The sequence below is a fragment of the Streptomyces sp. NPDC031100 genome (assembly GCF_055570785.1).
Genome location: NZ_JBVIGN010000022.1, coordinates 32,583 through 56,153, shown reverse-complemented (window position 1 = coordinate 56,153; position 23,571 = coordinate 32,583). Strand labels below are relative to the sequence as shown.

Annotated in this window: 21 protein-coding genes and 2 tRNA genes; 8 read left to right on the top strand and 15 right to left on the bottom strand. The window is 70.4% G+C overall.

All coding sequences use genetic code 11. The features are described from left to right. Positions 1–92: 92 nt before the first annotated feature. The 5 genes from clpX to ACZ5DS_RS40410 all read right to left on the bottom strand — a co-directional run bounded on the left by clpX (position 93) and on the right by ACZ5DS_RS40410 (position 4,902). The gene (gene clpX, locus ACZ5DS_RS40430) at positions 93–1,379 is read right to left on the bottom strand and encodes an ATP-dependent Clp protease ATP-binding subunit ClpX (RefSeq protein ID WP_468248956.1); all 1,287 of its coding nucleotides are present in this window, start codon (positions 1,377–1,379) and stop codon (positions 93–95) included. A 183-nt stretch (positions 1,380–1,562) separates the two neighbouring features. Next, positions 1,563–2,228: an ATP-dependent Clp protease proteolytic subunit gene (locus ACZ5DS_RS40425; RefSeq protein ID WP_468248953.1), complete on the bottom strand. Its 666-nt coding sequence runs from the start codon at positions 2,226–2,228 to the stop codon at positions 1,563–1,565. Positions 2,229–2,295: 67 nt separating this feature from the next. Then, entirely contained in the window at positions 2,296–2,901 is a 606-nt protein-coding gene (locus tag ACZ5DS_RS40420; protein WP_450580754.1) for an ATP-dependent Clp protease proteolytic subunit, read from the bottom strand. A 350-nt stretch (positions 2,902–3,251) separates the two neighbouring features. After that, positions 3,252–4,646, bottom strand: coding sequence for a trigger factor (gene tig, locus ACZ5DS_RS40415; protein WP_468248951.1), 1,395 nt, complete (start codon positions 4,644–4,646; stop codon positions 3,252–3,254). A gap of 179 nt (positions 4,647–4,825) precedes the next feature. Then, a tRNA-Pro gene (locus ACZ5DS_RS40410) sits at positions 4,826–4,902 on the bottom strand. 163 nt (positions 4,903–5,065) lie between these two features. Between ACZ5DS_RS40410 and ACZ5DS_RS40405 the strand changes: the two genes are divergently transcribed. Next, positions 5,066–5,136, top strand: a tRNA-Gly gene (locus ACZ5DS_RS40405). Positions 5,137–5,219: 83 nt separating this feature from the next. Here the strand turns inward: ACZ5DS_RS40405 and ACZ5DS_RS40400 are convergent. The 3 genes from ACZ5DS_RS40400 to ACZ5DS_RS40390 all read right to left on the bottom strand — a co-directional run bounded on the left by ACZ5DS_RS40400 (position 5,220) and on the right by ACZ5DS_RS40390 (position 7,971). After that, complete coding sequence (locus tag ACZ5DS_RS40400) at positions 5,220–5,468, bottom strand: hypothetical protein (RefSeq protein WP_468248949.1); 249 nt, start codon at positions 5,466–5,468, stop codon at positions 5,220–5,222. Between the two features lie 108 nt (positions 5,469–5,576). Then, positions 5,577–7,718, bottom strand: a complete 2,142-nt coding sequence (locus ACZ5DS_RS40395) for a protein kinase domain-containing protein (RefSeq protein ID WP_468248946.1) — start codon at positions 7,716–7,718, stop codon at positions 5,577–5,579. 58 nt (positions 7,719–7,776) lie between these two features. Next, entirely contained in the window at positions 7,777–7,971 is a 195-nt protein-coding gene (locus tag ACZ5DS_RS40390; protein WP_468248944.1) for a hypothetical protein, read from the bottom strand. 532 nt (positions 7,972–8,503) lie between these two features. Here ACZ5DS_RS40390 and ACZ5DS_RS40385 point away from each other — a divergent pair. Continuing rightward, on the top strand, positions 8,504–9,607 hold the full coding sequence (locus ACZ5DS_RS40385) for an acyltransferase family protein (RefSeq protein WP_468248942.1): 1,104 nt from the start codon (positions 8,504–8,506) through the stop codon (positions 9,605–9,607). A 7-nt stretch (positions 9,608–9,614) separates the two neighbouring features. On the opposite strand, the gene ACZ5DS_RS40380 is transcribed toward ACZ5DS_RS40385, so the two are convergent. The 3 genes from ACZ5DS_RS40380 to ACZ5DS_RS40370 are packed head-to-tail and all read right to left on the bottom strand — an operon-like array spanning position 9,615 to position 11,533. Next, a complete protein-coding gene (locus ACZ5DS_RS40380) occupies positions 9,615–10,061 on the bottom strand; it encodes an HD domain-containing protein (protein WP_468248939.1) in 447 nt (148 codons plus the stop codon). After that, positions 10,058–10,351, bottom strand: coding sequence for an FtsX-like permease family protein (locus ACZ5DS_RS40375; protein ID WP_468248938.1), 294 nt, complete (start codon positions 10,349–10,351; stop codon positions 10,058–10,060). The genes ACZ5DS_RS40380 and ACZ5DS_RS40375 overlap by 4 nt, the downstream gene beginning before the upstream one ends. Before the next feature lie 9 nt (positions 10,352–10,360). Continuing rightward, a complete protein-coding gene (locus ACZ5DS_RS40370; RefSeq protein ID WP_468248936.1) occupies positions 10,361–11,533 on the bottom strand; it encodes a SpoIIE family protein phosphatase in 1,173 nt (390 codons plus the stop codon). Between the two features lie 176 nt (positions 11,534–11,709). Here ACZ5DS_RS40370 and ACZ5DS_RS40365 point away from each other — a divergent pair, with 176 nt between their 5' ends. Next, the gene (locus tag ACZ5DS_RS40365) at positions 11,710–12,948 is read left to right on the top strand and encodes a GNAT family N-acetyltransferase (protein WP_468248933.1); all 1,239 of its coding nucleotides are present in this window, start codon (positions 11,710–11,712) and stop codon (positions 12,946–12,948) included. 10 nt (positions 12,949–12,958) lie between these two features. Here ACZ5DS_RS40365 and ACZ5DS_RS40360 read toward each other — a convergent pair whose 3' ends face one another. Together ACZ5DS_RS40360 and ACZ5DS_RS40355 are read right to left on the bottom strand one after the other, a co-directional pair. Next, positions 12,959–13,768, bottom strand: a complete 810-nt coding sequence (locus ACZ5DS_RS40360; protein WP_468248931.1) for an Fpg/Nei family DNA glycosylase — start codon at positions 13,766–13,768, stop codon at positions 12,959–12,961. 764 nt (positions 13,769–14,532) lie between these two features. Continuing rightward, on the bottom strand, positions 14,533–15,018 hold the full coding sequence (locus ACZ5DS_RS40355) for a ribose-5-phosphate isomerase (RefSeq protein ID WP_468248929.1): 486 nt from the start codon (positions 15,016–15,018) through the stop codon (positions 14,533–14,535). 246 nt (positions 15,019–15,264) lie between these two features. Here ACZ5DS_RS40355 and ACZ5DS_RS40350 point away from each other — a divergent pair, with 246 nt between their 5' ends. Continuing rightward, positions 15,265–16,692 carry an amino acid permease gene (locus tag ACZ5DS_RS40350; RefSeq protein ID WP_468248927.1) on the top strand — a complete coding sequence of 476 codons (1,428 nt, stop codon included), beginning with the start codon at positions 15,265–15,267 and terminating at the stop codon, positions 16,690–16,692. An 18-nt stretch (positions 16,693–16,710) separates the two neighbouring features. On the opposite strand, the gene ACZ5DS_RS40345 is transcribed toward ACZ5DS_RS40350, so the two are convergent. After that, a complete protein-coding gene (locus ACZ5DS_RS40345; protein WP_468249033.1) occupies positions 16,711–18,975 on the bottom strand; it encodes a serine/threonine-protein kinase in 2,265 nt (754 codons plus the stop codon). Positions 18,976–19,227: 252 nt separating this feature from the next. Here ACZ5DS_RS40345 and ACZ5DS_RS40340 point away from each other — a divergent pair, with 252 nt between their 5' ends. The 3 genes from ACZ5DS_RS40340 (at position 19,228) to ACZ5DS_RS40330 (ending at position 21,337) form a co-directional block, all read left to right on the top strand. Then, positions 19,228–19,944: an LPXTG cell wall anchor domain-containing protein gene (locus tag ACZ5DS_RS40340; RefSeq protein ID WP_468248925.1), complete on the top strand. Its 717-nt coding sequence runs from the start codon at positions 19,228–19,230 to the stop codon at positions 19,942–19,944. A gap of 65 nt (positions 19,945–20,009) precedes the next feature. Continuing rightward, a complete protein-coding gene (locus tag ACZ5DS_RS40335; RefSeq protein WP_468248923.1) occupies positions 20,010–20,150 on the top strand; it encodes a hypothetical protein in 141 nt (46 codons plus the stop codon). Positions 20,151–20,644: 494 nt separating this feature from the next. After that, the gene (locus tag ACZ5DS_RS40330) at positions 20,645–21,337 is read left to right on the top strand and encodes a BBE domain-containing protein (protein WP_468248920.1); all 693 of its coding nucleotides are present in this window, start codon (positions 20,645–20,647) and stop codon (positions 21,335–21,337) included. Here the strand turns inward: ACZ5DS_RS40330 and ACZ5DS_RS40325 are convergent. Beyond that, positions 21,324–21,905 (bottom strand): biotin transporter BioY, encoded by a 582-nt coding sequence (locus ACZ5DS_RS40325; protein WP_468248918.1) that lies wholly within the window; start codon positions 21,903–21,905, stop codon positions 21,324–21,326. The two genes, ACZ5DS_RS40330 and ACZ5DS_RS40325, sit on opposite strands and share 14 nt — an antisense overlap. A gap of 443 nt (positions 21,906–22,348) precedes the next feature. On the opposite strand from ACZ5DS_RS40325, the gene ACZ5DS_RS40320 reads away from it, so the two are divergent. Beyond that, positions 22,349–23,548, top strand: coding sequence for an ROK family protein (locus tag ACZ5DS_RS40320; RefSeq protein ID WP_468248916.1), 1,200 nt, complete (start codon positions 22,349–22,351; stop codon positions 23,546–23,548). Positions 23,549–23,571 lie beyond the last annotated feature (23 nt).

Here is a 23,571-nt window from a genome sequence, read left to right as displayed (position 1 = left end):
CCGGAACGATGGCTCGATCCGATCGTCCCTGGTCTGACACGCCGACGGGCAGGCACCCAACGCAGGGTGCCTGCCCGTCGTCGCCGAGAAGCTCAGGCTGTCTTCTGCTCCCCCGAACCCCGCCCGCGGGCGTCCCGCGGGATCAGGGTCGGGTTGACGTTGGAGTGGACCACGTCCGCCGTGATGACGACCCGGGCCACGTCCTTGCGGGACGGGACCTCGTACATCACCGACATCAGGACCTCCTCCATGATGGCGCGCAGGCCGCGGGCGCCGGTCTGGCGGAGGATGGCCTGGTCGGCGATGGCCTCCAGGGCCTCGCGCTCGAAGTCCAGCTCCACGCCGTCGAGTTCGAAGAGGCGCTGGTACTGCTTCACCAGGGCGTTGCGGGGCTCGACGAGGATCTGGAGCAGGGCCTCGCGGTCCAGGTTGTGGACGCTCGTGATCACGGGCAGGCGGCCGATGAACTCGGGGATCATGCCGAACTTGACCAGGTCCTCCGGCATGACGTCCTCGAAGACGTCCTTCGACTCCAGCTCGCGCTTGGAGCGGATCGTGGCGCCGAAGCCGATGCCCTTGGCGCCGGCCCGGGACTCGATGATCTTCTCAAGGCCCGCGAAGGCGCCCCCCACGATGAACAGGACGTTCGTCGTGTCGATCTGGATGAACTCCTGGTGGGGGTGCTTGCGGCCGCCCTGCGGCGGGACGGAGGCCGTGGTGCCCTCGAGGATCTTGAGGAGGGCCTGCTGGACGCCCTCGCCGGAGACATCTCGCGTGATCGAAGGATTTTCGCTCTTCCGGGCTACCTTGTCGATCTCGTCGATGTAGATGATCCCGGTCTCGGCCTTCTTGACGTCGTAGTCGGCCGCCTGGATCAGCTTCAGGAGGATGTTCTCGACGTCCTCGCCCACGTAGCCCGCCTCCGTCAGCGCGGTGGCGTCGGCGATCGCGAAGGGGACGTTCAGCATGCGGGCCAGGGTCTGCGCGAGGAGGGTCTTGCCGGAGCCCGTGGGGCCGAGCAGAAGGATGTTGGACTTCGCCAACTCGATCGCGTCGTCACGGCCGTTGGCGCCGCCGTTCTCGCCCGCCTGGACCCGCTTGTAGTGGTTGTACACCGCGACCGAGAGGGCTTTCTTGGCGGCTTCCTGGCCGACTACGTAGCCCTCGAGGAACTCGTAGATCTCGCGGGGCTTCGGGAGCTCCTCCCAGCGCACCTCGCTCGTCTCGGCGAGCTCCTCCTCGATGATCTCGTTACAGAGATCGATGCACTCGTCGCAGATGTACACACCGGGCCCTGCGATGAGCTTCTTGACCTGCTTCTGGCTCTTGCCGCAGAACGAGCACTTGAGCAGATCGCCGCCGTCACCGATGCGTGCCACGGTGTGCTTCCCCTTCGCCTGGGAGACGCCTGGACGCTTTCGAATCCAGCGGCTCCTGGTGCTGCCTTATGTCCGACGGTACCTTGCCGGGCCCCGTGTTCGGGCCCCCCTTGGCAGGGTTCACTTTGACGTGCACCGTGCCAAGAGGGGCAGAGAATGCGTCGACGGTCGCGTCGGCCCGCGTCAGCGGACGTCGGCGTTGTTCATCTTCCGGGTCGAGATGATCTGGTCGACGATGCCGTACTCCAGCGCCTCCTCGGCCGTGAGGATCTTGTCGCGCTCGATGTCCTCGCGGACCTTCTCGATCGGCCGGTTGGAGTGCTTGGCCAGCATGGTCTCCAGCTGGTCACGCATCCGGGTGAACTCGTTGGCGATGATCTCCAGGTCGGAGAGCTGACCGCGGCCGGTGGAGCCGGCCGGCTGGTGGATCAGCACGCGCGAGTTCGGCAGCGCCATGCGCTTGCCCGGCGTACCGGCGGCGAGCAGGATGGCCGCGGCGGAGGCCGCCTGACCCATGCACACCGTCTGGATGTCGGGCTTCACGAACTGCATGGTGTCGTAGATGGCCGTGAGGGCCGTCATGTCACCACCGGGGCTGTTGATGTAGATCGAGATGTCCCGGTCAGGGTCCATCGACTCCAGGCACAGCAGCTGCGCCATGACGTCGTTGGCGGAGGCGTCGTCGATCTGGACGCCCAGGAAGATCACGCGCTCCTCGAAGAGCTTCGCGTACGGGTCGTACTCGCGGATGCCCTGGGAGGTGCGCTCGACGAAGCGCGGGATGACGTAGCGGCTGTCGGGGCGCGGCCCTTCGTACATGCCGCTGGCGGCGCCGGGGAAGTTGCTCATGGGGTTCACCGTCCTGGTGGCGTTCGGGGGGCTGGGGTCTCGGCGGTGCTTGGCGTGGCCGGGCCGGTCAGGCACCGGTGCCGCCGCCTCCCGGAACACCCGAGGCGTGCGTGATGATCTCGTCAATGAGACCGTACTCCTTGGCCTCTTCCGGGGTGAACCAGCGGTCGCGGTCGCCGTCGCGGATGATCGTCTCGACGGTCTGGCCGGAGTGCAGCGCGGTCAGCTCGGACATGGTCTTCTTGGTGCGCAGCAGGTACTGGGCCTGGATCTTGATGTCCGAGACCGTACCGCCCAGGCCCGCGGAGCCCTGGTGCATCATGATGTCCGTGTGCGGCAGGGCGAAGCGCTTGCCGGCGGTGCCGCCGGTGAGCAGGAACTGGCCCATCGAGGCCGCCATGCCCATGCCGATCGTGACCACGTCGTTCGGGATGTACTGCATGGTGTCGTAGATCGCCATGCCGGCCGTCACCGAGCCGCCGGGGCTGTTGATGTACAGGTAGATGTCCTTGTCGGGGTCGGCGGCAAGGAGCAGCAGCTGCGCGGTGATCTTGTTGGCGATGTCGTCGTCGACCTGCTGGCCGAGGAAGATGATCCGCTCGCCGAGCAGCCGGTTGTAGACCTGGTCGCCGAGGCCACCACCGATGGAAGGCTCGCCGGCGGCGGAGGGCATCAGATTCGTCACGTATCCACCTGCTCGTCTTACGACGGCGCCGGGCCGTCTCACGTAGTCCTGCCGGGGCTTAGCGGGAACTCCAGCTTGCCCTCGTATTCATGGACCCTAACGCTCAGGTCCCTTCGGGGAATCCCGGAGATGGGAGTGTTCGCCGGGGGCGTAGCGCCGCCGGGGTGCGGTGCGCTGCCGGGCGCGGGTGCGTTGTGGCTGGTCGCGCCCCACGGCGGAGCCGCGACCCGATGCAGCCCCGCGCCCCTTCAGATTGGCCGGTCTGGACCGGTATGACAAACGGGCCCCGGGGGATGGTCCCCAGGGGCCCGTCTACGTCGTCAGAGACGCCGTAGGGCTCAGCCCTCGGCCTTCTCCTCGTCCGTGCCCTCGTCCGTGCCCTCGGCGGCCTCGACCGTCTCGATGGCGGCCTCGGTCTCGTCCTCCTCGTCCAGGTCGACGACCTCGCCGTTGGTGTCCTTCACCGTGGCGGCCTCGACCACGACGGCCAGGGCCTTGCCGCGGGCGACCTCGCCGACCAGGAGCGGCACCTGGCCGCCCTCGACGACGGCCTGGGCGAACTGGTCGGGGGACATGCCGGAGGAGGCCGCACGCCGCATGAGGTGCTCGGTGAGCTCCTCCTGGTTGACGTTGAGGTTCTCCTTCTTGACCAGCTCGTCGAGGACGAACTGGGTCTTGATGCCCTTGACCGCGGCCTCGCGGGTCTCGGTCTCGAACTCCTCGACGGTCTTGCCCTGGATCTCCAGGTACTTGTCGAGGGTGAGGCCCATCTGGCCGAGCTGGTGGTGCTCCAGGTTGTGCTTGCGGGTGTTGACCTCGTCCTCGAGCAGCTTCTCGGGGACCGGGACCTCGACCAGCTCGAGGAGCTTCTCCAGGACGCGCTCCTGGGCCTGGGTGGCCTGGTCGTACTGCTTCATGTTGGCCAGGCGCTTGCGGCTGTCGGCCTTCAGCTCGTCCAGGGTGTCGAACTCGGAGGCGAGCTGCGCGAACTCGTCGTCCAGCTCGGGCAGTTCGCGCTTGGCGACCTGGGTGACCTTGACGGTGACCTCGGCCTCCTTGCCCGCGGCGGAGCCGCCCTTCAGCTCGGAGGTGAAGGTGGCCTCCTGGTCGGCGGACAGGCCCTTGACGGCGTCGTCGATGCCGTCCAGCAGCTCGCCGGAGCCGATGGTGTAGGAGACGCCCTGGGCGACGCCGTCCTCGAGGACCTCGCCGTCGACCTTGGCCTCCAGGTCGATGGTGACCACGTCGCCGTCCTCGGCGGCACGCTCGACCGGGGAGGTGGAGGCGAAGCGCTCACGGAGCTGCTCGACCGACTTCTCGATGTCCTCGTCGGTGACCTCGACCGCGTCGACCTCGACCTCGATGCCGGAGTAGTCCGGGATCTCCAGGGCCGGGCGGACGTCGACCTCGGCGGTGAAGTTCAGCGTCTCGCCGTCCTTCAGCTCGGTGATGTCGACCTCGGGCTGGCCCAGCGGGCTCAGCTCGGCCTCGTTGACCGCCTCGGTGTAGAACTTCGGAAGCGCGTCGTTGACGGCCTCCTCCAGCACCGCACCGCGGCCGAACCGCTGGTCGATGACGCGGGCCGGGATCTTGCCCTTGCGGAAGCCCTTCACCGTGACCTGCTGGTTGATCTTCTTGTACGCCGCGTCGAGGCTGTCCTTGAGCTCCTCGAAGGGCACCTCGACAGTGAGCCGAACCCGGGTCGGGTTCAGGGTCTCCACGGCGCTCTTCACGGTTCGGTCTCCTTGTGGCTGACTTCTTGGTTTCTGCCGGAGCCAGACAGGTCCGGCGGATTTCGCCGCCCGGAGGAGTTCGTAGGCCGAGGGGGCCGGGACACACGGGCGCGCAGCTTGCATAGTAACCGCAGCCGGTCAGCGCCCCAAAAGGCGATCATCACGATGCCGTGAGCCGGTGGTCGGGGTGGCGGGATTTGAACCCACGGCCTTCCGCTCCCAAAGCGGACGCGCTACCAAGCTGCGCCACACCCCGTCTGGTGCGACACGTAGGGTACATGGCGCGGCCGGATCCGTCGGCCGCTTTCTCCACTGCCGCGCACGTGGCATTCCCGCAGTCCCATCACATTGGCTTCCGCGGCGGGCGACCCGCTACGATGCTCTGCAGTGCCGCGGTCACCGACCGGCGGCGCGCTGCTGCGGGCGTAGCTCAATGGTAGAGCCCTAGTCTTCCAAACTAGCTACGCGGGTTCGATTCCCGTCGCCCGCTCTCTCTGTCGAAGGCCCAGGTGAGAGGGTGTTTCCCTCTCACCTGGGCCTTCGGTCGTTCCTGAGGCCGGGGCCTACTTCGGCCTAGACGCCGAAGTAGTCGACCACGGTGCCGTTCTTGCAGTTCGCGGCCGTGGCGGGCAGGTGGCCGCTCAGGACGGACACGACGGGCACGTCCAGTCCTCCCGAGAGACACGCGGTTGCAGGTGAGAAGGTCCAGTTGTTGCCACCGTTGATGCCGCTGCCGATGTTGCCGTCACTGTTGGCGTGTGCAGGGGCGGTCATAGCCGCGGTGGCCAGCGCGAGCGCGGCGGTGATGATGATCTTTCGCATGCCCACCGTAACGATCGGGAAGATCGGACGGCACGGTTCCACCACAGGCGTGTCCCCCGTGTGCCCTAAACAGCGAGCGTCAGCGGGGAACGGCTCGGAGTGTGTGTTTCAGAGGTTCTTCACGTCCACGCTGTAGACCGAGCGCCGGCCGTAGGGGACGTAGAGGGCGTCGCCGGACAGGACGGGGGCCCCAGGGGTGTTGAAGGAGCCGTCGACGTTGCCGTCGTCGCGGCCGGGGAGCGTGCCGGTGACCCGGCCGGTGCGCAGGTCGAGGGCGGCCAGGCGGCCGGTGGGCGAGGCCAGGTAGAGCCGGGTGGCGGAGGCGGTGGGCGGGCCGGGCTGCTCGACGGTGGAATTGCTCTCCCACAGCTCGCGTCCGCTGACCGGGTCGACCGCGTGGACGCTGCCGCTGGTGAGGGTGAGGTAGAGGGTTCCGTGCACCAGATAGGCGCCCGAGGTGGTGCTCGGCGCGGTCAGCCGTACCGTCGTCAGGACGCGCGAGGAGAGGTCGATCAGGGTCAGGGCGGTCAGCTTCTCCATTTGCGGGTCGGCGGCCACCACCAGGCGGCCGCGGGTCTCGCCGAGCGGGTACGCCGCACCCTTGACCGTCCGCGTCCAGCGGGCCTTGCCGGTGGCGGGGTCCAGCGGGGTGATGGTGGTGTGGTCCGGGTCGCCGTTGGCCTTGGGTACCTGGCAGATCAGGTACGCCTGTCCGGCGGCGCCGGTCAGCAGGCAGTCGCCGCTGCCCCCGTAGGGCAGCCGGTGGTGCCAGCGGACGGTGCCGGTGGCGGCGTCGAGGAGGGCGTAGGAGTCGACGGCGTTGCCGTAGAGGGTGACGACGCCAGCCGGGGTGGCGACGGCGCTGCCGGAGTCCGGAATCGGGCTCTGCGCGTCGTCGGCGACGACCGTCTTCCAGACCGCTCTGCCCGTGGCCGTGTCGAGGGACTGCACGGTGAAGCGGGTCGCCGCGTCCTGCGTCGGCTTGCCGGCGCGCTCGTCGCCGCCGACGACGTACACGCCGCCGGGTCGGGTGCCGATGATCGAGCCACCGCTGGGGCTGAGGGTCATGGGCATGGGCAGGGTCCAGCTGTTGCGGCCGTCGGCGAGGGCGAAGCGGGCGGCCATGATGCCGTCGCCGGCGCACACCAGTGAGGTCCGTGAGGTGACGCACCCGCTGAAGGGGGCGCCGCCGCTCAAGAGGTTCAGGGCCTTGGTCGTGGGGTCCTTGGCCTGCCGGTGCCAGGCGTGCCAGCCGGCCGGGAGGGCGTGCGAGGCGTCCCCGCCGTCGCGGGCGAGGACGACGGTGCCGGCGGCGGCCACGGCGGCCAGTACGGCGGCGGCCGCGGCGACGGCAGGCCAGTGGCGGCGTCGACGCCCGGGGGCCGGCTCGCGCTCGGTCGAGCCGGGTCCGGCCGCCGGGCCGGGGCCGCGGTGGGGCAGCCGCCCCTCTTGGAGCAGGTGCAGGAGTTCGTCGGGGGTGGCGCGCGTCTTGGGGTGCTTCTCCAGGCAGAGGCGGATGAAGGGGATCAGATCGTCGGGAACGCCGTCGAGGTCGGCCTCGTCCTCGACGACCTTGGTGGCCGTCTCCCAGGGGTTCGCGCTGTCGAAGGGGCCGTGCCGGGTGGCGGCGTACACCAGGACCGCACCGAGGGAGAAGACGTCGGTGGCCGGGCCGACCTCGTGCGGGGAGGTGAACTGCTCGGGGGACATGAAGGGCGGGGTGCCCATCACGCGGCCCGTCTGGGTGAGGGCGTCGGCGGGGGTGAGGTCGGCGGCGCGGGAGATGCCGAAGTCGATGACGCGGGGGCCGTCCTCGGCGAGCATCACGTTGGCGGGCTTCAGGTCCCGGTGGACCACGCCGGCACGGTGGATGTCACGCAGGGCCTCGGTGAGGCCGGCGGCGAGTTCGCGCAGGCGGTCGGGCGGCAGGGGGCCGTGGCGGCGGACGTGGGTGCCGAGGTCCTCTCCGGGTATGTAGAGCGTGGCCATCCAGGGGCGCGGAGCGTCGGCGTCGGCGTCCACCACGGGTGCCGTGAAGGCGCCGCTGACCTGGCGGGCGGCGGCCACCTCGCGGCGGAAGCGGGTGCGGAACTCGTCGTCGTCGGCGCACTGGCCGTGGACGACCTTCACGGCGAGCCGGCGGCCGGAGGCGGAGCGGGCGAGGTAGACCACACCCATGCCACCGCTGCCGAGGCGGTCCTCGATCCGGTAGCCGCCCACATCCCGCGGATCCGAGTCGCGCAGCGTCATCCCCGTACGTCCCCCCGTTGCTTCAGTTGTCCAGCCCTGCCGGCCCGCCCCGCCGGAGTCAGAACCTGATCGAGTTGATGGTCTCCGCTATCGAGTTCAGGAACCGGTTGATGGACGGTGCCATACCGGTCGAGGCGAGGAAGAAGCCGAAGAGTGCGGCGACGATGGCCGGCCCCGCCTTGATGTTCCCCCCTCTGATCATCACTACCAGGATGATCGCCAACAGCAGCACCACGGACAGTGAAATGGCCACAACTGATCACACCCTCGGTCGGTCCGCTCTCCCGGCCCGGGGGTACGACCCCGCACCCCCGCCAGAACCATCGTGCCACCAACCCGGCCGGGGTATGCGCCTCGTGACGCAACGTCGGACGCGGCCATGACGCCGGGGCGCGCCGCACAGCAATTCGAGGGGCCACCCGGGCGTGATTCCCGGGGGAAATGACACAGGTTCGTTTCACGCCTCACACAACTCCCGTGAAGGTAATTCGAATTGATGGCACAGAGGTGACGTATGCACCAATTAGTCAGGATCAATCTAGACATCGGGGGCGAAAGCCTCCTCTCGCGCGTGCGCGCCGTCACATCGACAAGGGTGCAAGGACCGGTAATTCGGGGGTAGCAGAAGGCGCTCAGCAGAATTGACGGCGGGTGTTTTACGAAATCGCACAGTCGACGCTAGGGTGCCTGAGATGTCTGCCGCCGCCCCGTCCCCCGGCCCGAACCGCAGTCCACTCCCCCCGGCACAGTCGCCGGCGGACGGAGTGCCCGGTACGCGTACTCCGATGAGTGCGCGGAGGCAGCAGCCCCCGGCGGACAGACCCCGTGGGCAGCGCGACTCGTTCTTCGACAACGCCAAGTACCTGGCGATCGTCCTGGTGGCCGTGGGTCACGCGCTGGCACCGGTCAAGGACGGCAGCCGGACCCTCGAAGCCGCGTACAACGTCGTGTACACCTTCCACATGCCGGCGTTCATCATCATCTCCGGCTTCTTCTCCCGCAGTTTCGACATGCGCCCGGACCGGCTGAAGCGGCTGGTCACCGGGGTCGCCGTGCCGTACGTCCTCTTCGAGACCGCGTACTCGCTCTTCCGGATCCACGTCGGCCACACCGCCGACCGGCAGATCAGCCTCCTCACGCCCTGGTATCTGACGTGGTTCCTGTGCGCGCTGTTCGTCTGGCGGATGATCAGCCCGCTCTGGAAGCTGCTGCGCCATCCGCTGCCCGTCGCGCTCGGCGTCGCCATGCTCGCGTCGCTCTCCCCCTCGATCGGCGGCGAGCTGGCGCTCCCCCGCATCCTGCAGTTCCTGCCCTGCTTCGTGCTGGGCCTGTGCATGAAGCCCGAGCATTTCGAGCTGGTGCGCCGGCGCTGGGTGCGCATCGCCGCGGTGCCGGTGTTCGCCGTGGCGCTGGCCTTCGGCTGGTGGAGCGCGCCGCACATGGACGTCGGGTGGTTCTACCGCGAGAACGCCGCCCAGGACCTGCACGCCCCGTGGTGGACCGGACCGCTCATGACACTGGCGATGTTCGGCTGTGCGCTGCTGCTGACGGCCTGCTTCTACGCCTGGGTGCCGCGCCGGCGGATGTGGTTCACGCCCCTCGGCCAGGGCACGCTGTACGGCTATCTGCTCCACGGTTTCGTCATCAAGGCCTGCCTGTACGCGGGCTGGTTCGACATCGCCGACCGGTACGGGCTGCCGGGCGCGGCCCTGGTCACCGTCCTCGCGGCCACGGCCGTCACGCTGCTGTGCACCTCTCCCGTGCAGCGCGTCTTCCGGTTCGCGATGGAGCCGAGGATGGCGTGGGCGTTCCGGCAGGACGAGGCACACCCCGCGCGCGAACGCCGCGGTACGCCCGAGCGGGAACGGGTGGGAGCCGCCAGCGCCTAGGCGAGGGTCACAGGCCGAGAAGCGCGCGCATCCGTGCGTACTTCTCGGTCAGCCGGCCGCGGGTGGGTTCGTCGAGGACGGCGAGCCGCTCCGGGTCGGCGTTGTGCGCCAGGTCGGCCTCCTTCACCAGCAGCGCGCCCGGGGTGGTGAGGATCCGGCGCGCGTACGCCTCAGGCTCCTCCCCCGCGCGCTTGGTGACGGCGCGCACGATGGCCTTGGTGCGCTCCGTCAGGGCGGCGGCCGCCAGCCACTCCTCGCTCAGCGCGTCGTCCTCGACGGAGTCGTGCAGCCAGGCGGCCGCGATCTGCTCGGGGTCCCCGCCGCGGGCGCGCACCCCGGCCGCGACGGCCGCGAGATGTTCCGCGTACGGCCGGCCGGCCTTGTCGGTCTGTCCCGCGTGGGCGGCTCGGGCGAGGTGCTCGACCTCGTCCAGGGTCAGCTGCGTCTCGGTCACTCCCCCAGTGTCTCCCGGCGCAGCGCGGCCCGGGCCGGGACGGCGACGGCGGTCAGCCCGAGCAGCAGGATCCCGCCCGCGAAGGCGCCGTGGACCACGGGCGGGATGTGCGGTCCCCGCCCCGTCAGCCCGTTCGTCATCGGCGCCAGGGTGGGCACGGCGATGGCTGTGCCGAGCGCGATGCCCGCGAGGGCGACCAGCCGGGCCTCCCAGCGGACCATGCGCAGGATCTGCCGCCGGGTGGAGCCGATCAGCCGCAGGGTGCCGAGTGCGGCGCGCTGCCGGGCCATGCGGGCGGCTCAGCGTGCCGCCGTCGACGCCTCCCGGCAGATCAGCAGGAGTGCCCGGTCGTCGTTGACGTCCCTGGCGACCGCCTCGATGAGGTGCCAGGCGGCGCCGTGGAAGCCGCCGGCGACATAGCGGTCGGCCTCGCCGGTGAGGCGGTCGATGCCCTCCACGATGTCGCGGTCGGACGTCTCCACCAGACCGTCCGTGAACAGCATCAGCACATCACCTGGGCGCAGCGAGCCCTTCACGGGGTCGAACTGGGCGCCGTCGTACACCCCCAGCAGCGGCCCCTCGGCGGCCTTCTCCTCCCAGCGGCCGCTGCCCGCGCTCAGTTGCAGCCCCGGCGGATGGCCCGCGGAGTACAGCTCGAAGTCCCCCGAGTCCACGTCCAGGACCAGGTGGATGGAGGTGGCGAAGCCCTCGTCCCAGTCCTGGCGCAGGAGGTAGCCGTTGGCGGCGGGCAGGAAGGCGTGCGGGGGGAGGGAGCCCAGCAGGCCGCCGAAGGCGCCCGACAGCAGCAGGGCGCGCGAGGCCGCGTCCATGCCCTTGCCGGACACGTCCGTGAGGACGACCTCCAGGGTGCGGCCGCCGTTCGTACGGGCCGCGACGACGAAGTCGCCCGAGAAGGACTGCCCGCCCGCCGGGCGCAGCGCCATCTCGCGGTGCCAGCCCTGCGGCAGCTTCGGCAGCTTGCTCTGCACCCGGATCCGCTCGCGCAGGTCGAAGAGCATGGTGCCGCCGCGCCGCCAGGGCACACCGACCCGGCTGCGGAACTGCGCGGTCAGCAGCCCGAAGAAGCCGCACGCGGCGACCACCAGGACCACGCCGGGGGTGACCCGCGAGGGCCCCTCGGTGTACGGGCCGAGCCGCACCGACTCCACGATCAGCGCGGTGGCCGCCGCGGCGTACAGGCCGAGCAGGCTGGCCGGGCGCAGCAGCAGGCCGCCCGCGACGATCGGCAGCACCAGGGTGGCCGGCGAGCACCACACCGAGTTGCCGAGGGTCATGGCCGCGAGGACGGGGATGGTGAGCAGCAGACCGACGAGCGCGATCCAGTCGGAGCCGTCGCCGCGGAAGTAGTCCACGGCGCTTCTGCGCAGGCCGACCCGGGCCCGGTGCCACTGCATCTTCCACCGGGCCGTGAACGTCTCGGCCTTCGCGCGCCGCTCTCGTCCTGCTGCCATTAGTTCGGGACCCTATCCATCGGACCAGCCGCTTGGCACGGGAGGTCCCACTTGTCCCCCGTGAGAGGCTCAACTTCGCGGTTCGACTCCACAGTGAACGGCACTCAGGGCCATCGCGCCGCCGCCCGGGAGAAATTCACTGGCTCGTCCCGCAATGCCCCTGATAGGCATGACTCATGGCGACTGACCGTTCGACCGAGTTGAAGGTGCTGCGTCCCGAGCAGTGGGACGGATGGTGGGACAACCTGATTCGCGCCTTCGGCGGCGCCGCCACCCCCGAAGAGCGCGAACTGGACAAATCGCTCACCGAGTTCGACCGTTCCCTGGCCGCCTGGGACGGGGACGTGCTGGTGGGCACGGCGGGTGCGTTCAGCTTCCGGATGACCGTGCCGGGCGGGGCCCTGGTGCCCGCGGCGGGTGTCACGATGGTGAGCGTGGCCGCCACGCACCGGCGGCGCGGGGTGCTGACCTCGATGATGCGGCGCCAGCTGGACGATGTGCACGCCCTGGGCGAGCCGCTGGCGGTGCTGCAGGCCTCCGAGCCGGCGATCTACGGCCGCTTCGGGTACGGCACGGGGACCTTCCAGCTGCAGGCCGAGATCGACACGAGCCGGGTGACGCTGGCGCTGCCCGCCGGCACCGAGGACGTACGGCTGCGGTACGCGGCGCCCGCCGACGTCCTCGCCGAGTGCGAGGCGGTCTACGCGGCGCTGGTGCCGCGCCGGCCCGGGATGCTGGCCCGGCAGCCCGGCTGGGAGCGGGCGGGGCTGCTCGACCCGGAGAGCGATCGGGAGGGGGCGTCCGCGCTGCAGTGCGTGGTCGCCGAAAGGGAAGGCCGGGTCACCGGGTACGCGCGCTTCCGCACCAAGATCGAGTGGGGGCCGAGCGGGCACAACGGCACGGTGAAGCTGGAGGACCTCGCCGCGCTGGACCCGGCGACCGACGCGGCGCTGTGGCGTTTCCTGTTCGGCATCGACCTGATGACGACGCTGACCGTGCGGGGGCGGCCACTCGACGACACCTGGCAGTACCTGGTCTCCGACATACGGCGCTGCACGCCGCGCTTCCGGGACTCCTGCCACGTCCGTCTCGTCGACCTCGGTACGGCGCTCACGGCACGCACCTACCAGGCGCCGGTGGACGTGGTGCTTGAGGTGGAGGACACCTTCTGTCCCTGGAACGCGGGGCGTTGGCGGCTGACCGGGGACACCAAGGGCGCGTCCTGCGAGCGTACGACCGAAGCGGCCGATCTCGCCCTGTCCGTACGGGAGTTGGGGGCGGCCTACCTCGGCGGCGTGTCCCTGCTGTCGCTGGCGGCGGCCGGGCGGGTACGGGAGCTGCGCCAGGGCGCACTTTCGGAGGCGTCGGTGGCGTTCGGCTCACCGGTGGTCCCGTGGCTGCCGCACGGCTTCTAGTCGGTCCCGTTCAGGGTTTCTGACAGGTGGGGCACCAGAAGAGGTTGCGGGCGGCGAGGTCGGCGGTGCGGATGCCGGTGCCGCAGATGTGGCAGGGCTGGGTGGCCCGGCGGTAGACGTACACCTCGCCGCCGTGGTCGTCCACGCGGGGCGGGCGGCCCATGGCCTCGGGGGTGTGCTCGGGGCGGACGGTGTCGATGCGGTTGTTGCGCACGCCCTCGTGCATGAGGGCGACGAGGTCGGTCCAGAGGGCGTCCCACTCGGCCGGGGTGATGTCCCTGCCCGCGCGGTACGGGTCGATGCGGTGCCGGAAGAGGACCTCGGCGCGGTAGACGTTGCCCACGCCGGCGATGATCTTCTGGTCCATGAGCAGGGCGGCGATCGTCGTACGGCTGCGGGAGATCTTCCGGTGCGCCGTGCTGGGGTCGGCGTCCTTGCGGAGGGGGTCGGGGCCGAGGCGGTCGTGTATCGCGCGCTTCTCGTCGTCCGTGATGAGCGCGCAGGTCGTGGGGCCGCGCAGGTCGACGTACGCGGTGTCGTTCGCGAGGCGGAGGCGGACGGTGTCGGTGGGCGGGGGTGCGGGGGTGTCGCCGAAGTCGACCTTGCCGAAGAGGCCGAGGTGGATGTGGACCCAGTCGGTGTCGCGGAACCGGAGGAAGAGGTGCTTGCCGTGGGCCTCGGTGCCGGTGAGGAGGGCGCCGTTCAGCAGGCCGGCCGCGTCCGAGAACTTGCCCTGGGGGCTGGTCACGCGTGGGGCGGTGCCCTGGAAGCGGGCGGCGTAGTCCTGGGCCAGCCGGTGAATCGTGTGCCCTTCTGGCAAGGCGAGGTGTCCTTTCCGACAGATCTTTCCCACCCACCCGCCCGTCTCGGTCGGCAGAAGAGTGGACGAACAGATGAGAGCGGCGCACGCCCACCGGGACGCGAGCGAACGGCGGCTCCGGAAGACCCGGAGCCCCGACCGCCGCCGGCCCGGAGTGCAGCCCCAGAGGCGGCCCCAACGCCACCGGTCAGACAGCCCGGCCGCCGGCGCCGCCCGACGGCAACCCCAGAGGCCCCACATCACCGGACGGACTGCCCCGGAGACCCGAACGCCACAGACGGACAACCCGCCCGCCCGCGTCGCCCGACGGGACGCCACCGGACGGCCTGACCCGGAGGACCGAACCTCGCCCGGCGGGACGGACCCCGGAGCCGCGCCGCCCGACAGCAACCCCAGACGCCCGACATCACCGGACGGGCTGAACCGGAGCCCCGAACGCCACCGGACGGACTGACCCAGAGACCCGAACGCCACAGACGGACAACCCGCCTGCCCGCCCGCGTCGCCCGACGGGACGACAGCAACCCCGGAGACCCGAACACCACCGGACGGACTGACCCGGAGGACCGAACCTCGCCCGGCGGGACAGACCCGAAAGCCCCGACGTAGCCGGACGCCCCTGGAGACCCGGCCGTCGCCAAGGCGGGACAGTCGGCGGTCCCAGTGGGGCTGGAGGCCTCTGGGTGACCCGCCTCGGCTCCGGCCCTTGCCCGCCCCTTGTCAGCCGATCGAGTCGGGTGGGCGGGTGGGCAGAGGGGCCCGTGTTACTGCTGGGGGTGGTGGGCCGGGATCGGGGGGAGGTCGCCGGTCGTCTCGTAGGCCGACAGCATGTCGATGCGGCGGATGTGGCGCTCGTCGTCGGAGAACGGCGTGTTGAGGAAGACCTCGACGAACTTGGTCGCCTCCTCCGTGCTGTGCATCCGCGCACCCACGGCCACGACGTTCGCGTTGTTGTGCTGCCGCCCCAGCGCCGCCGTCTCCTCGCTCCACGCCAGCGCCGCCCGCACACCCTTCACCTTGTTCGCGGCGATCTGCTCCCCGTTGCCGGAGCCGCCGATCACGATGCCGAGAGCGTCCGGGTCCGCAGCCGCCTTCTCCGCGGCACGCAGGCAGAAGGGCGGGTAGTCGTCCTGGGCGTCGTAGATGTGGGGCCCGCAGTCGACGGGCTCGTGCCCCGCCGCCTTGAGCCATTCGACGAGGTGGTTCTTGAGTTCGTAGCCCGCATGGTCGGAGCCGAGATACACGCGCATGGGACGAGTGTGACATGTCCCATGCGGGGCAGCAGCTTCGGGTGCCGACGCGGAAAAATGTGAGTCAGACCATAGAACCTCGAGGGAACCTCAAGTAACGATACGGATTCAGAGGTTCCCGAATTCGTTCGCCTCCGATTCACTGGACCGGCTCGTACACCGCTCGTGCGGGTCCTCGTACTCCGCCCCACAAAGGCACCCCCTCTGGTACGGGAAACGCTCCTCCGGCGCAAAGGAAATCCGTCCATGACCCCTGGTTCCGGACTTCAAGCAGGACTCAAGAACCGTCACCTGTCGATGATCGCCATCGGTGGTGTGATCGGTGCCGGACTCTTCGTCGGCTCCAGCTCCGGTATCGCCACGGCGGGCCCCGGCATCCTGCTGTCCTACGCCCTCGTCGGCACCCTCGTCGTCCTCGTGATGCGCATGCTCGGCGAGATGTCCGCCGCGAATCCGACCTCCGGTTCCTTCTCCGCGCACGCCGACCGTGCGCTCGGACGCTGGGCCGGCTTCTCCATCGGCTGGCTCTACTGGTTCTTCTGGGTCGTCGTGCTCGCCGTCGAGGCGACCGCCGGCGCGAAGATCCTCGAGGGCTGGATCCCGGCCGTACCGCAGTGGGGCTGGGCGCTCATCGTGATGGTCGTCCTGACCGCGACCAACCTGGTCTCGGTCGGCTCCTACGGTGAGTTCGAGTTCTGGTTCGCCGGCATCAAGGTGGTGGCGATCGGCGCGTTCATCGTCGTCGGCCTGCTGGCCATCTTCGGTGTCCTGCCGGGCGTGCACGCCGACAAGGCGAGCTTCTCCAACCTGACCTCGCACGGCGGCTTCCTGCCGCACGGCCCCGGCGCCATCCTGACCGGTGTGCTGCTGGTCGTCTTCTCCTTCATGGGCAGCGAGATCGCCACCCTGGCGGCCGGCGAGTCGGAGGACCCGCAGCGCGCGGTCACCAAGTCGACCAACAGCATCATCTGGCGTATCGGCGTCTTCTACCTGGGCTCGATCCTGGTCGTCGTCTCCCTGCTGCCGTGGAACGACCCCTCGATCGCCAAGAACGGCTCGTACGTCGCCGCCCTGGACTCCCTCGGTATCGCGCACGCCGGCGAGATCATGAACTTCATCGTGCTCACCTCGGTGCTGTCCTGCCTCAACTCGGGTCTGTACACGGCCTCCCGCATGGCCTTCTCCCTCGGCCAGCGCGGTGACGCCCCGAAGGCCTTCGCCCGCACCACCTCCCGGGGCGTGCCGATGACGGCCATCCTCGCGTCCGTCGTCTTCGGCTTCGTGGCCGTCTTCTTCAACTACGAGTACCCGAAGACGATCTTCCTCTTCCTCGTCAACTCCTCCGGAGCGGTCGCCCTGTTCGTGTGGCTGGCCATCTGCTTCTCGCAGCTGCGGATGCGGAAGATCATCCAGCGCGAGGCGCCGGAGAAGCTCGTCGTGAAGATGTGGCTGTACCCGTACCTGACCTGGGCGACGGCCGGACTGATCGTGTTCGTCCTCGGCTACATGCTGACCGACACCAAGGGCGAGAGCAGCGGCCGTACGACCGTGCTGCTGTCCCTGCTGGTCGCGGCGATCGTGCTGGTGATCGCCTTCGTGAAGGAGAAGGTGACGGCGGGCCGCGCGACCGAGGCGCCCGCGGTCGAGGTCAACGACAAGGTTCCCACGGCCTGACCCGCCCTCCTCCTCGACTCACAGCACGGTGAAGGTCTCCTTCACCGTGCTGTACGTCTTCAGGGCCTGTGTCTCGATCTCCGGCTGGTACCAGGTGTTGATCTGGTACGACTTCCCGTCCGCGTCGAAGCCGAGGAGGCGGGCGTGCCAGGGGGTGCCCTTGAGGGTGAAGGTGTACTCCCAGACGACCGCGGGGTGCCCCTGGAACGTGGTCTGGGCCAGCCGGATCTTGACGTAGTCCCGTCCCCGCCGGGCGTCCTGCTCCGACCGGCGCCAGGTGTCCAGGAGGTCGCCCCGGGCCAGCGAGGACTTTCCGACGAGTTCCTGGCGTCCGTCGGGTGAGGTGTAGTGCACCTCGGCACCGGTCTTCACGTCCCGCCGCCATCCCTGCGGCGGTGTCCACGCGAACCCGCCCGCCTCCGTCCGCGCACCGGGCGGCGGCTTGTGCGGCCGAGAGGTGTCGTCGACGGTCGGGGAGGCCGTCGGTGAAACGGCCGTGGAAGAGGTGGAAGAGGAGGCCGAGGCCGAAGAGACCGAGGAGGCGACGGCACTCCCGCCACGTGCCCCCTCCCTCCGCTCGCCTCCGCCCGACGTGGCGACCAGCACTCCGACCACGACACCGACGGCGACGACCCCGAGCACGGCGAGCAGCGCGGTCCGGCGGGCGTGCGGACCGACGGCGGCCTCAGGTTCCGCGGCCGGCTCGACGGCCGGTCCGTTGACAGGTCCACCGGCCGGTCCGTTGGCCGGTCCGTTGGCTGGTCCGTTGGCTGGTCCGTTGGCTGGTCCGTTGGCTGGTCCGTTGGCCGGTCCGTTGACTGGTCCGTTGACTGGTCCGTTGTCTGGTCCGATCAGCGCGCCCGCTCGGCACTCGGTCACCGCCCGAGCCCGCGCGAGCGAGGCAGCGGAAGGCTCCGCCGGCCCACCCCCGAACCCTTCGGGCGCCCCGCCGACGGGCCCCGACACGGATTCGGCAGCGGTCGGGACCGGACCGGAACCACCCCCAACCGGCACCGAACCACTGCCGACCGGCACCACCCCATCCCCGGCGGGAGCCGGGGCAGGAGCCGGACCACCGCCGAAAGGGGCCGAGCCGCTGCCGGCCGGGAGCAGCCCTTCCCCTGCGGGGGCGCCCTGGGACGGCCGACCGGGCGGAGCGACCTCTTGCCCGCCCCAGCCCCGATCCGACCCCTCCGCGACAGCGGCACCCTGAGGCGGCTGGCCGGACGAGGCAACTCCCTGCCCACCCCTAGCCCCACCCCAGCCCCGATCCGGCCCCTCCCCAACCGGCGCACCCTCGGACAGCCGACCGGCAGGAGCGACCCCCTGCCCACCCCGGGCTCCGCCCCAGCCCTGCTCCTGCCCCTCCACGACAGCGGCACCCTGAGACGGCTGGTCGGACGGAGCGGCTCCCTGCCCGCCCCGGGCTCCGACCGAGCCCTGGTTCGGCGGTTCGTTCTCCGCGGACCCATCTCCCGCCGTCGGCACCTCCCTGAAGGGATGCGTCGGTACCGGTGGGTGCCCCACCGCTCGCAGGGACCTCTCCACCTCGGCGAGGCCGGGGCGGGCCGACGGGTCCTTTGTCAGGAGTGCGGCGAGGGTGTCGCGCAACGGGCCTGCCGAGAGCGGGAGTCGAGGCTCCTCGTAGAGGACCGCGTGCAGGGTCGCCAGGGTCGTGTCGCGGGAGAACGGGGAGTGGCCCGCCAAGGCCGCGCACAGGGTTGCGCCGAGGGACCACAGGTCGGACGGGGGACCCTGGCGCCGGCCGGAGATACGTTCGGGGGCCATGTAGTCGGGGGAGCCGACGAGCATGCCGACCATGGTGAGCGCCTTGGCGTCCTGGATCGCGGCGATGCCGAAGTCGGTGAGGACCACGCGGCCCGCTCCTGTCTCGACTGTTTCGACTGTTTCGACCAGGACGTTGCCCGGTTTGATGTCCCGGTGCAGGACGCCCCCGGCATGCACCTGGCGGAGCGCCGCCACCAGGCCCAGCCCGATGCGCGCGGCCTCGCGCGGGGTCAGTGGGCCGTCCTCGGTCATGATGCGTTCCAGTGAGCGGCCGGGGACCAACTCCATGACGATCCACAGGCGTTCACCCTCGTCCACGACGTCGTACACGCGCACGACGTTGGGGTGGTCGATCCGGGCGGTCGCCCGGCCCTCGCGCAGGGTGCGTTCCCGGTGCGTGCGGCTGTCCTCCGCGGCCTGTCCGACGATGCGTATCTCCTTCACCGCGACCAGCCGGTCGAGTATTTCGTCGACGGCCCGCCACACGCGCCCCATTCCCCCCTGACCGATGCATTCGACCAGCCGATAGCGCGCGTTCACCAGCAGCCCCGGAATCCCGCCGACCCCCGGCTCTCCCGCTTCCCCCATATTTCCCGGCAATGTGTCGCACCCCCCTCAACGACCACCTCTGCTGAAACACAACGGTCACACTTCGCGCCGTACCAGCATAGTGCGGGGAAATCTTGTGGTACCTCTTCAAGTACTGCGAATTCAGGCGCAGTCCAGGGGGTTGCAAGGGGGGCGAACATGAGTTCTCGTCGCAGGGCGGGCATCGCGGGATCGCTGGTCACGGCATCTTTCTCGGCCGTGCTGATCCTCAGCTGCGCGGCCGCCGCCGATGACCAGGGACCGGGCAGCGACAAGGGGGGAAAGGCGGTCGACGAGGCACCGGCGGGCGTGAAGCTGCGCACGCTGCTGCCGGAGAAGATCTCGGTCGACAAAAGTTCGAAAAAGACGGCGATTACCGCCACAGTGAAGAACGAGGGAAGCAAGGAGAGCGGCGACATCCGGCTATTGGTCGTCGGATTCGACGCGCTGAGGATCACGGGCGTTCAGGGCTGCTCGGCGATCGCTGAAAAGGACCTGCCGAAAGGTTCGAACAGCGGATTCAGTTGCCCGGTCGGTACGCTCGCGGCCGGACAGTCCAAGTCGTACGCCGTGCAGGCCACGTACGACCTGAGCAAGGCGGGGAAGATCTGTCTGCCCGTGCAGACGACGGACGGAAAGAAGACCTTCTGGCAGCAGGGCCCGGTGCCGTTCGGTACGACCAACCCGTCGCCGAACGCCCCGGCCACCCCGCTGCTCCTCGGCACCGACAACAAGCCGGTCGCACCCGGCGGCGACGAGCTGCCGAAGACCGGTGTGGGCCGTGACGTGCTGCCCCTGGGCGCTGCGGGCGCCGCACTGATCGCGGCCGGCGCGGCCGGGGTGTGGTGGTCGCAGCGCAGGCGGCAGGAGGCCTGAGCGGAACGCACATCGGCCGCATGACCTGACGGAAGTTGTCAGGTTATGCGGCCATCCTCTGCGTCATGACCTTCGTGGACAACAGCGCGGACCTGCTCCTCCTCCGCCCGGACGACGCGGGCTACGAGGACGAACTCGCCGGATTCCAGCTGGGTTTCGCCCAGCGGCCCGCCATTCCCCCTCGACTGCGTCGCGTAGTCGATTGACCTCAATGAGTGATACGATGCTGCGGTCGGTCACAGCGGAGTGCCTGTTATCGGCGAGGTGTGACTTTGCGCGACCAGAGGATCGTGCCGAGAGAGCTACCCGTCGGGGCACTTGCAGCCGAGGACCGCAGGAGAGCGGACCAGCCCGCCGAGGACTTCGTGCAGCCTGTCGGCTGTAAGACGCGAATCGCCGAGGCGGAACAGCGCGCTCTCTGACCCCGAAGACCGTTCGCGGGGCAGTCCGGAGCATCCCGGGCGCGGTGGTCGGCCCGAGCGTGGCCCACTTCGCAAGGAGCGGTACGCGGCGGACCATGTGTGGCGGCCGGGGCGTCGTCATCGCTGACGGCGCCCGCCGCACGTCACTCCCGGACTCGGACCCCGAGCTGTACTGGGCGCTGCTCGGCGCCGGGCAGATTCGGCATCGTCACCGAGCTGGAGATCGGTCTGGTGCCGGTGCGGACGCTGTACGGCGGCTCGGTCTCCTTCGACGGCGCGTGGTGGACCCGGCGGCGGTGCTGCGGGCGTACGAGGCCTGGACGCGGACCGTGCCGGACGGGCTGACCTCGTCCTTCGCGGCCGTACCGTACCCGGACCTGCCCGCGCTGCCGCCGCACCTGCGCGAGCGGTGCGTCGTGTCCATCCGGGTCGCCTACACCGGCGCCGACGGTGAGGAACTCGTCGCCCCGCTGCGGGAGATCGAGCCGGTGCTCGCGGACTCGCTGCGCGTGATGCCGTACGCCGAGAGCCACACCATCCACAGCGACCCGGACTTCCCGCACGCGTACTACGGCGACAGTGCGGTGCTGCGGGAGCTGGACGTGGAGCGGGCCGGGGAGCTGTTGCGGCTGACCGGGCCCGAGGCGCCCAGCATGTGTGTCGTCCAGGTCAATCACCTGGGCGGAGCGCTCGGCCGGCCCGCGCCGAACGCGGTGCCGTACCGCGAAGGGCGGTTCCTCGTACGGCTGTTGACCGTCGGCGACCGGGAGCAGGCGCGGGCCGTGCTCGACCCGGCGTTCGCGCTGCTGGCGGACGACACCCTCGGCCGGTCGCTGAACTTCGCCTTCGGGGCCGGCGACCGGGGTGCGGGGCTGTACGACCCGGAGACGCGAAAGAGGCTCGCCGGGCTCAAGGAGCAGTACGACCCGGCGAACCTCTTCCGCAGGAGCTACGGCGTCAGCTCTTGCTGACGAACTTCCAGGCGGTGGGCAGCACGCCCATCGCCAGGGCGGCCTTGAGGGCGTCGCCGATCAGGAACGGGGTGAGGCCGAGCGAGATCGCCTGGGACGCGGACAGGTCGGCGGCCAGGGCCAGGTAGGGGACGCCGACGGCGTAGATGATCGCCTCGCCCAGGAGCATCGTGCCCGCCATGCGCAGCGGGGAGCGGTCGGCGCCGCGGCGGGCCAGCGCACCCACGGCCGCGGAGGCGAGCAGCATGCCGATGACGTAGCCGAAGGAGACCGCGCCCGAGCCGGAGGTGCCGTCCGCGAACCACGGCACGCCGACGACACCCGCGACGGCGTACAGGGCGAGGGAGAGGAAACCGCGGCGGGCACCGAGCGCGGTGCCGACGAGCAGCGCGGCGAAGGTCTGGCCGGTCACCGGCACCGGGGAGCCGGGCACCGGAACCGACAGCTGGGCCGCGAGACCGGTGAGCGCGGCGCCGCCGAGCACGAGGGCCGCGTCGCGCACGCGGGACGCGGGGAGGAGGTCGGCGAGGACGGCGCCGGGTCGGGCGACGGCGGTGGCGGTGCTCATGGGGACTCCGCGGTTGGTGTGGGCACGGGGGAACACCGTGACGCTATACCGGCCTCCGTGCACTGATCACCGTCAGCGCTCGACAAAGGCGGCAACGAGCCCTTGGTGGGCTCCGGACAAAGGATGTGGGTTACACCGGGTACGGCGTGATACCGGTCACTGAGGTGGAGTGGCTCGGGATACCGAGGGGCCTGACACCGCGTCTGTAGGGTTCCGCCAAAGGCCCGGTGGCCGTCTCGCCCGTCGGTCGCCGTCTGGGCAGCGCGGGGGCGTTTTGCTAGCTTCGAACGCATGGTTGCCCAGGCCCGGTACTTCACGTCGCGTCGCTATGTCGACCTGCGACGCCAGGGCACGGCCACCTGTCGCCGCCCGGGGTAGGGGCGGCCTGCGGGGCGCCTCTCCTTTCCGAGACGTGTCGGCCCCGTTCCCGAGGACGGTTCTCCATGCCCCGTACCGCGGCATCCACTCTTGTCTCCCCCGTTCCCCGTGCCGCCGACAGCGACCGGCGGCGTACCAGTGCCAGCGTCGTGCTGCGGTCCGTGCTGGAGCACGGGCCGGTGGCGCGCAGCACCATCGCCCGGCTGACCGGGCTGTCGCCCGCGTCGGTGACCGAGCACTGCACCCGGCTGGCCGGGCTCGGGCTGATCCGTGAGGAGGCGGCGCCCCGCCGTTCGAACGGGGTGGGCCGGCCGCATGTGCCGGTCGACCTCGACCGGGAGGGGTTCGTGGTCGGCGGGGTGCACGTGGCCGTGCCGTACACCACCGTCGCGCTGCTGGACCTGCGGGGACGGGTGGTGGCCGAGCGGCGGTTGAAGCACGACCGGACCGATCCGGGCCGGGTGCTGGCCCGGGCGGCCGAGGGCCTCGCGGCACTGCTCGCGCAGGCTCCGGGCCGCCGGCCGCTGGGGGTCGGGGTCGCGGTCGGCGGCTGGGTGGACCGGGAGGCGGGCACCGTGGTCGAGCACGAGCTGCTGGGCTGGCGCGAAGTGCCGGTGCGGGAGCTGCTCGGTGCCCGCACCGGGCTGCCGGTCCAGGTGGACGGGCACGCGCGGGCGTTGGTCAACGGCGAGCGGCTGTTCGGGCGGGCCCGGGGCAGCCGCAGCGTGCTGCACCTGTTCGTCGGCAACGTGGTCGACGCGGCCTTCGCCACCAACGACGAGGTGCACCACGGGCCCCGCTCGCAGGCCGGTGCGATCGCCCATCTTCCGGTGCCGGGCGGCACCGAGCCGTGCGGCTGCGGCGGCACCGGCTGCCTCCAGGTGGAGCTGAGCGAGCGAACGTTGTGCCGGCGGGCGCGGGAGGCCGGGGTCGTCGACTCGGGCAATCCGATGCATGTGGTGGCCGCGGCCGCGGGCGGTGACGCGACGGCGCGCCGGCTGCTGGTGGAGCGGGCGCGGATGACGGGGCGGGCGGCCGGGCTGCTGCTGGACGTGCTCAATCCCGAGACGGTGGTCGTGACCGAGGTCGGTGTGCTGCACTTCGAGGACTGCCTGCGCGCGCTGCGGGAAGCGGTCGGAATACGCCACGCGGCGGCCGTGCTGCCGACCAGTTTTCCCGATTCCGTGCTGGCGGTGGCGGGCGGATCGGTGGTGCTGGACGTGCTGTACCGGGACCCGTTGAGCGCCTCACCTGAGGCTATTTAATTCAGAAACTCGGAATGTTGACA

What these genes read in the sequence shown, in the direction of transcription:
- ACZ5DS_RS40400 (WP_468248949.1), bottom strand. Translation starts at nt 5,468, where the DNA reads ATGCGAAAGATCATCATCACCGCCGCGCTCGCGCTGGCCACCGCGGCT.
- ACZ5DS_RS40385 (WP_468248942.1), top strand. Translation starts at nt 8,504, where the DNA reads ATGAGTGCGCGGAGGCAGCAGCCCCCGGCGGACAGACCCCGTGGGCAG.
- ACZ5DS_RS40425 (WP_468248953.1), bottom strand. Translation starts at nt 2,228, where the DNA reads ATGAGCAACTTCCCCGGCGCCGCCAGCGGCATGTACGAAGGGCCGCGC.
- ACZ5DS_RS40350 (WP_468248927.1), top strand. Translation starts at nt 15,265, where the DNA reads ATGACCCCTGGTTCCGGACTTCAAGCAGGACTCAAGAACCGTCACCTG.
- ACZ5DS_RS40365 (WP_468248933.1), top strand. Translation starts at nt 11,710, where the DNA reads ATGGCGACTGACCGTTCGACCGAGTTGAAGGTGCTGCGTCCCGAGCAG.
- ACZ5DS_RS40340 (WP_468248925.1), top strand. Translation starts at nt 19,228, where the DNA reads ATGAGTTCTCGTCGCAGGGCGGGCATCGCGGGATCGCTGGTCACGGCA.
- ACZ5DS_RS40420 (WP_450580754.1), bottom strand. Translation starts at nt 2,901, where the DNA reads ATGCCCTCCGCCGCCGGCGAGCCTTCCATCGGTGGTGGCCTCGGCGAC.
- ACZ5DS_RS40335 (WP_468248923.1), top strand. Translation starts at nt 20,010, where the DNA reads ATGACCTTCGTGGACAACAGCGCGGACCTGCTCCTCCTCCGCCCGGAC.
- ACZ5DS_RS40395 (WP_468248946.1), bottom strand. Translation starts at nt 7,718, where the DNA reads ATGACGCTGCGCGACTCGGATCCGCGGGATGTGGGCGGCTACCGGATC.
- ACZ5DS_RS40355 (WP_468248929.1), bottom strand. Translation starts at nt 15,018, where the DNA reads ATGCGCGTGTATCTCGGCTCCGACCATGCGGGCTACGAACTCAAGAAC.
- ACZ5DS_RS40320 (WP_468248916.1), top strand. Translation starts at nt 22,349, where the DNA reads ATGCCCCGTACCGCGGCATCCACTCTTGTCTCCCCCGTTCCCCGTGCC.
- ACZ5DS_RS40325 (WP_468248918.1), bottom strand. Translation starts at nt 21,905, where the DNA reads ATGAGCACCGCCACCGCCGTCGCCCGACCCGGCGCCGTCCTCGCCGAC.
- ACZ5DS_RS40345 (WP_468249033.1), bottom strand. Translation starts at nt 18,975, where the DNA reads ATGGGGCGCGTGTGGCGGGCCGTCGACGAAATACTCGACCGGCTGGTC.
- ACZ5DS_RS40375 (WP_468248938.1), bottom strand. Translation starts at nt 10,351, where the DNA reads ATGGCCCGGCAGCGCGCCGCACTCGGCACCCTGCGGCTGATCGGCTCC.
- ACZ5DS_RS40370 (WP_468248936.1), bottom strand. Translation starts at nt 11,533, where the DNA reads ATGGCAGCAGGACGAGAGCGGCGCGCGAAGGCCGAGACGTTCACGGCC.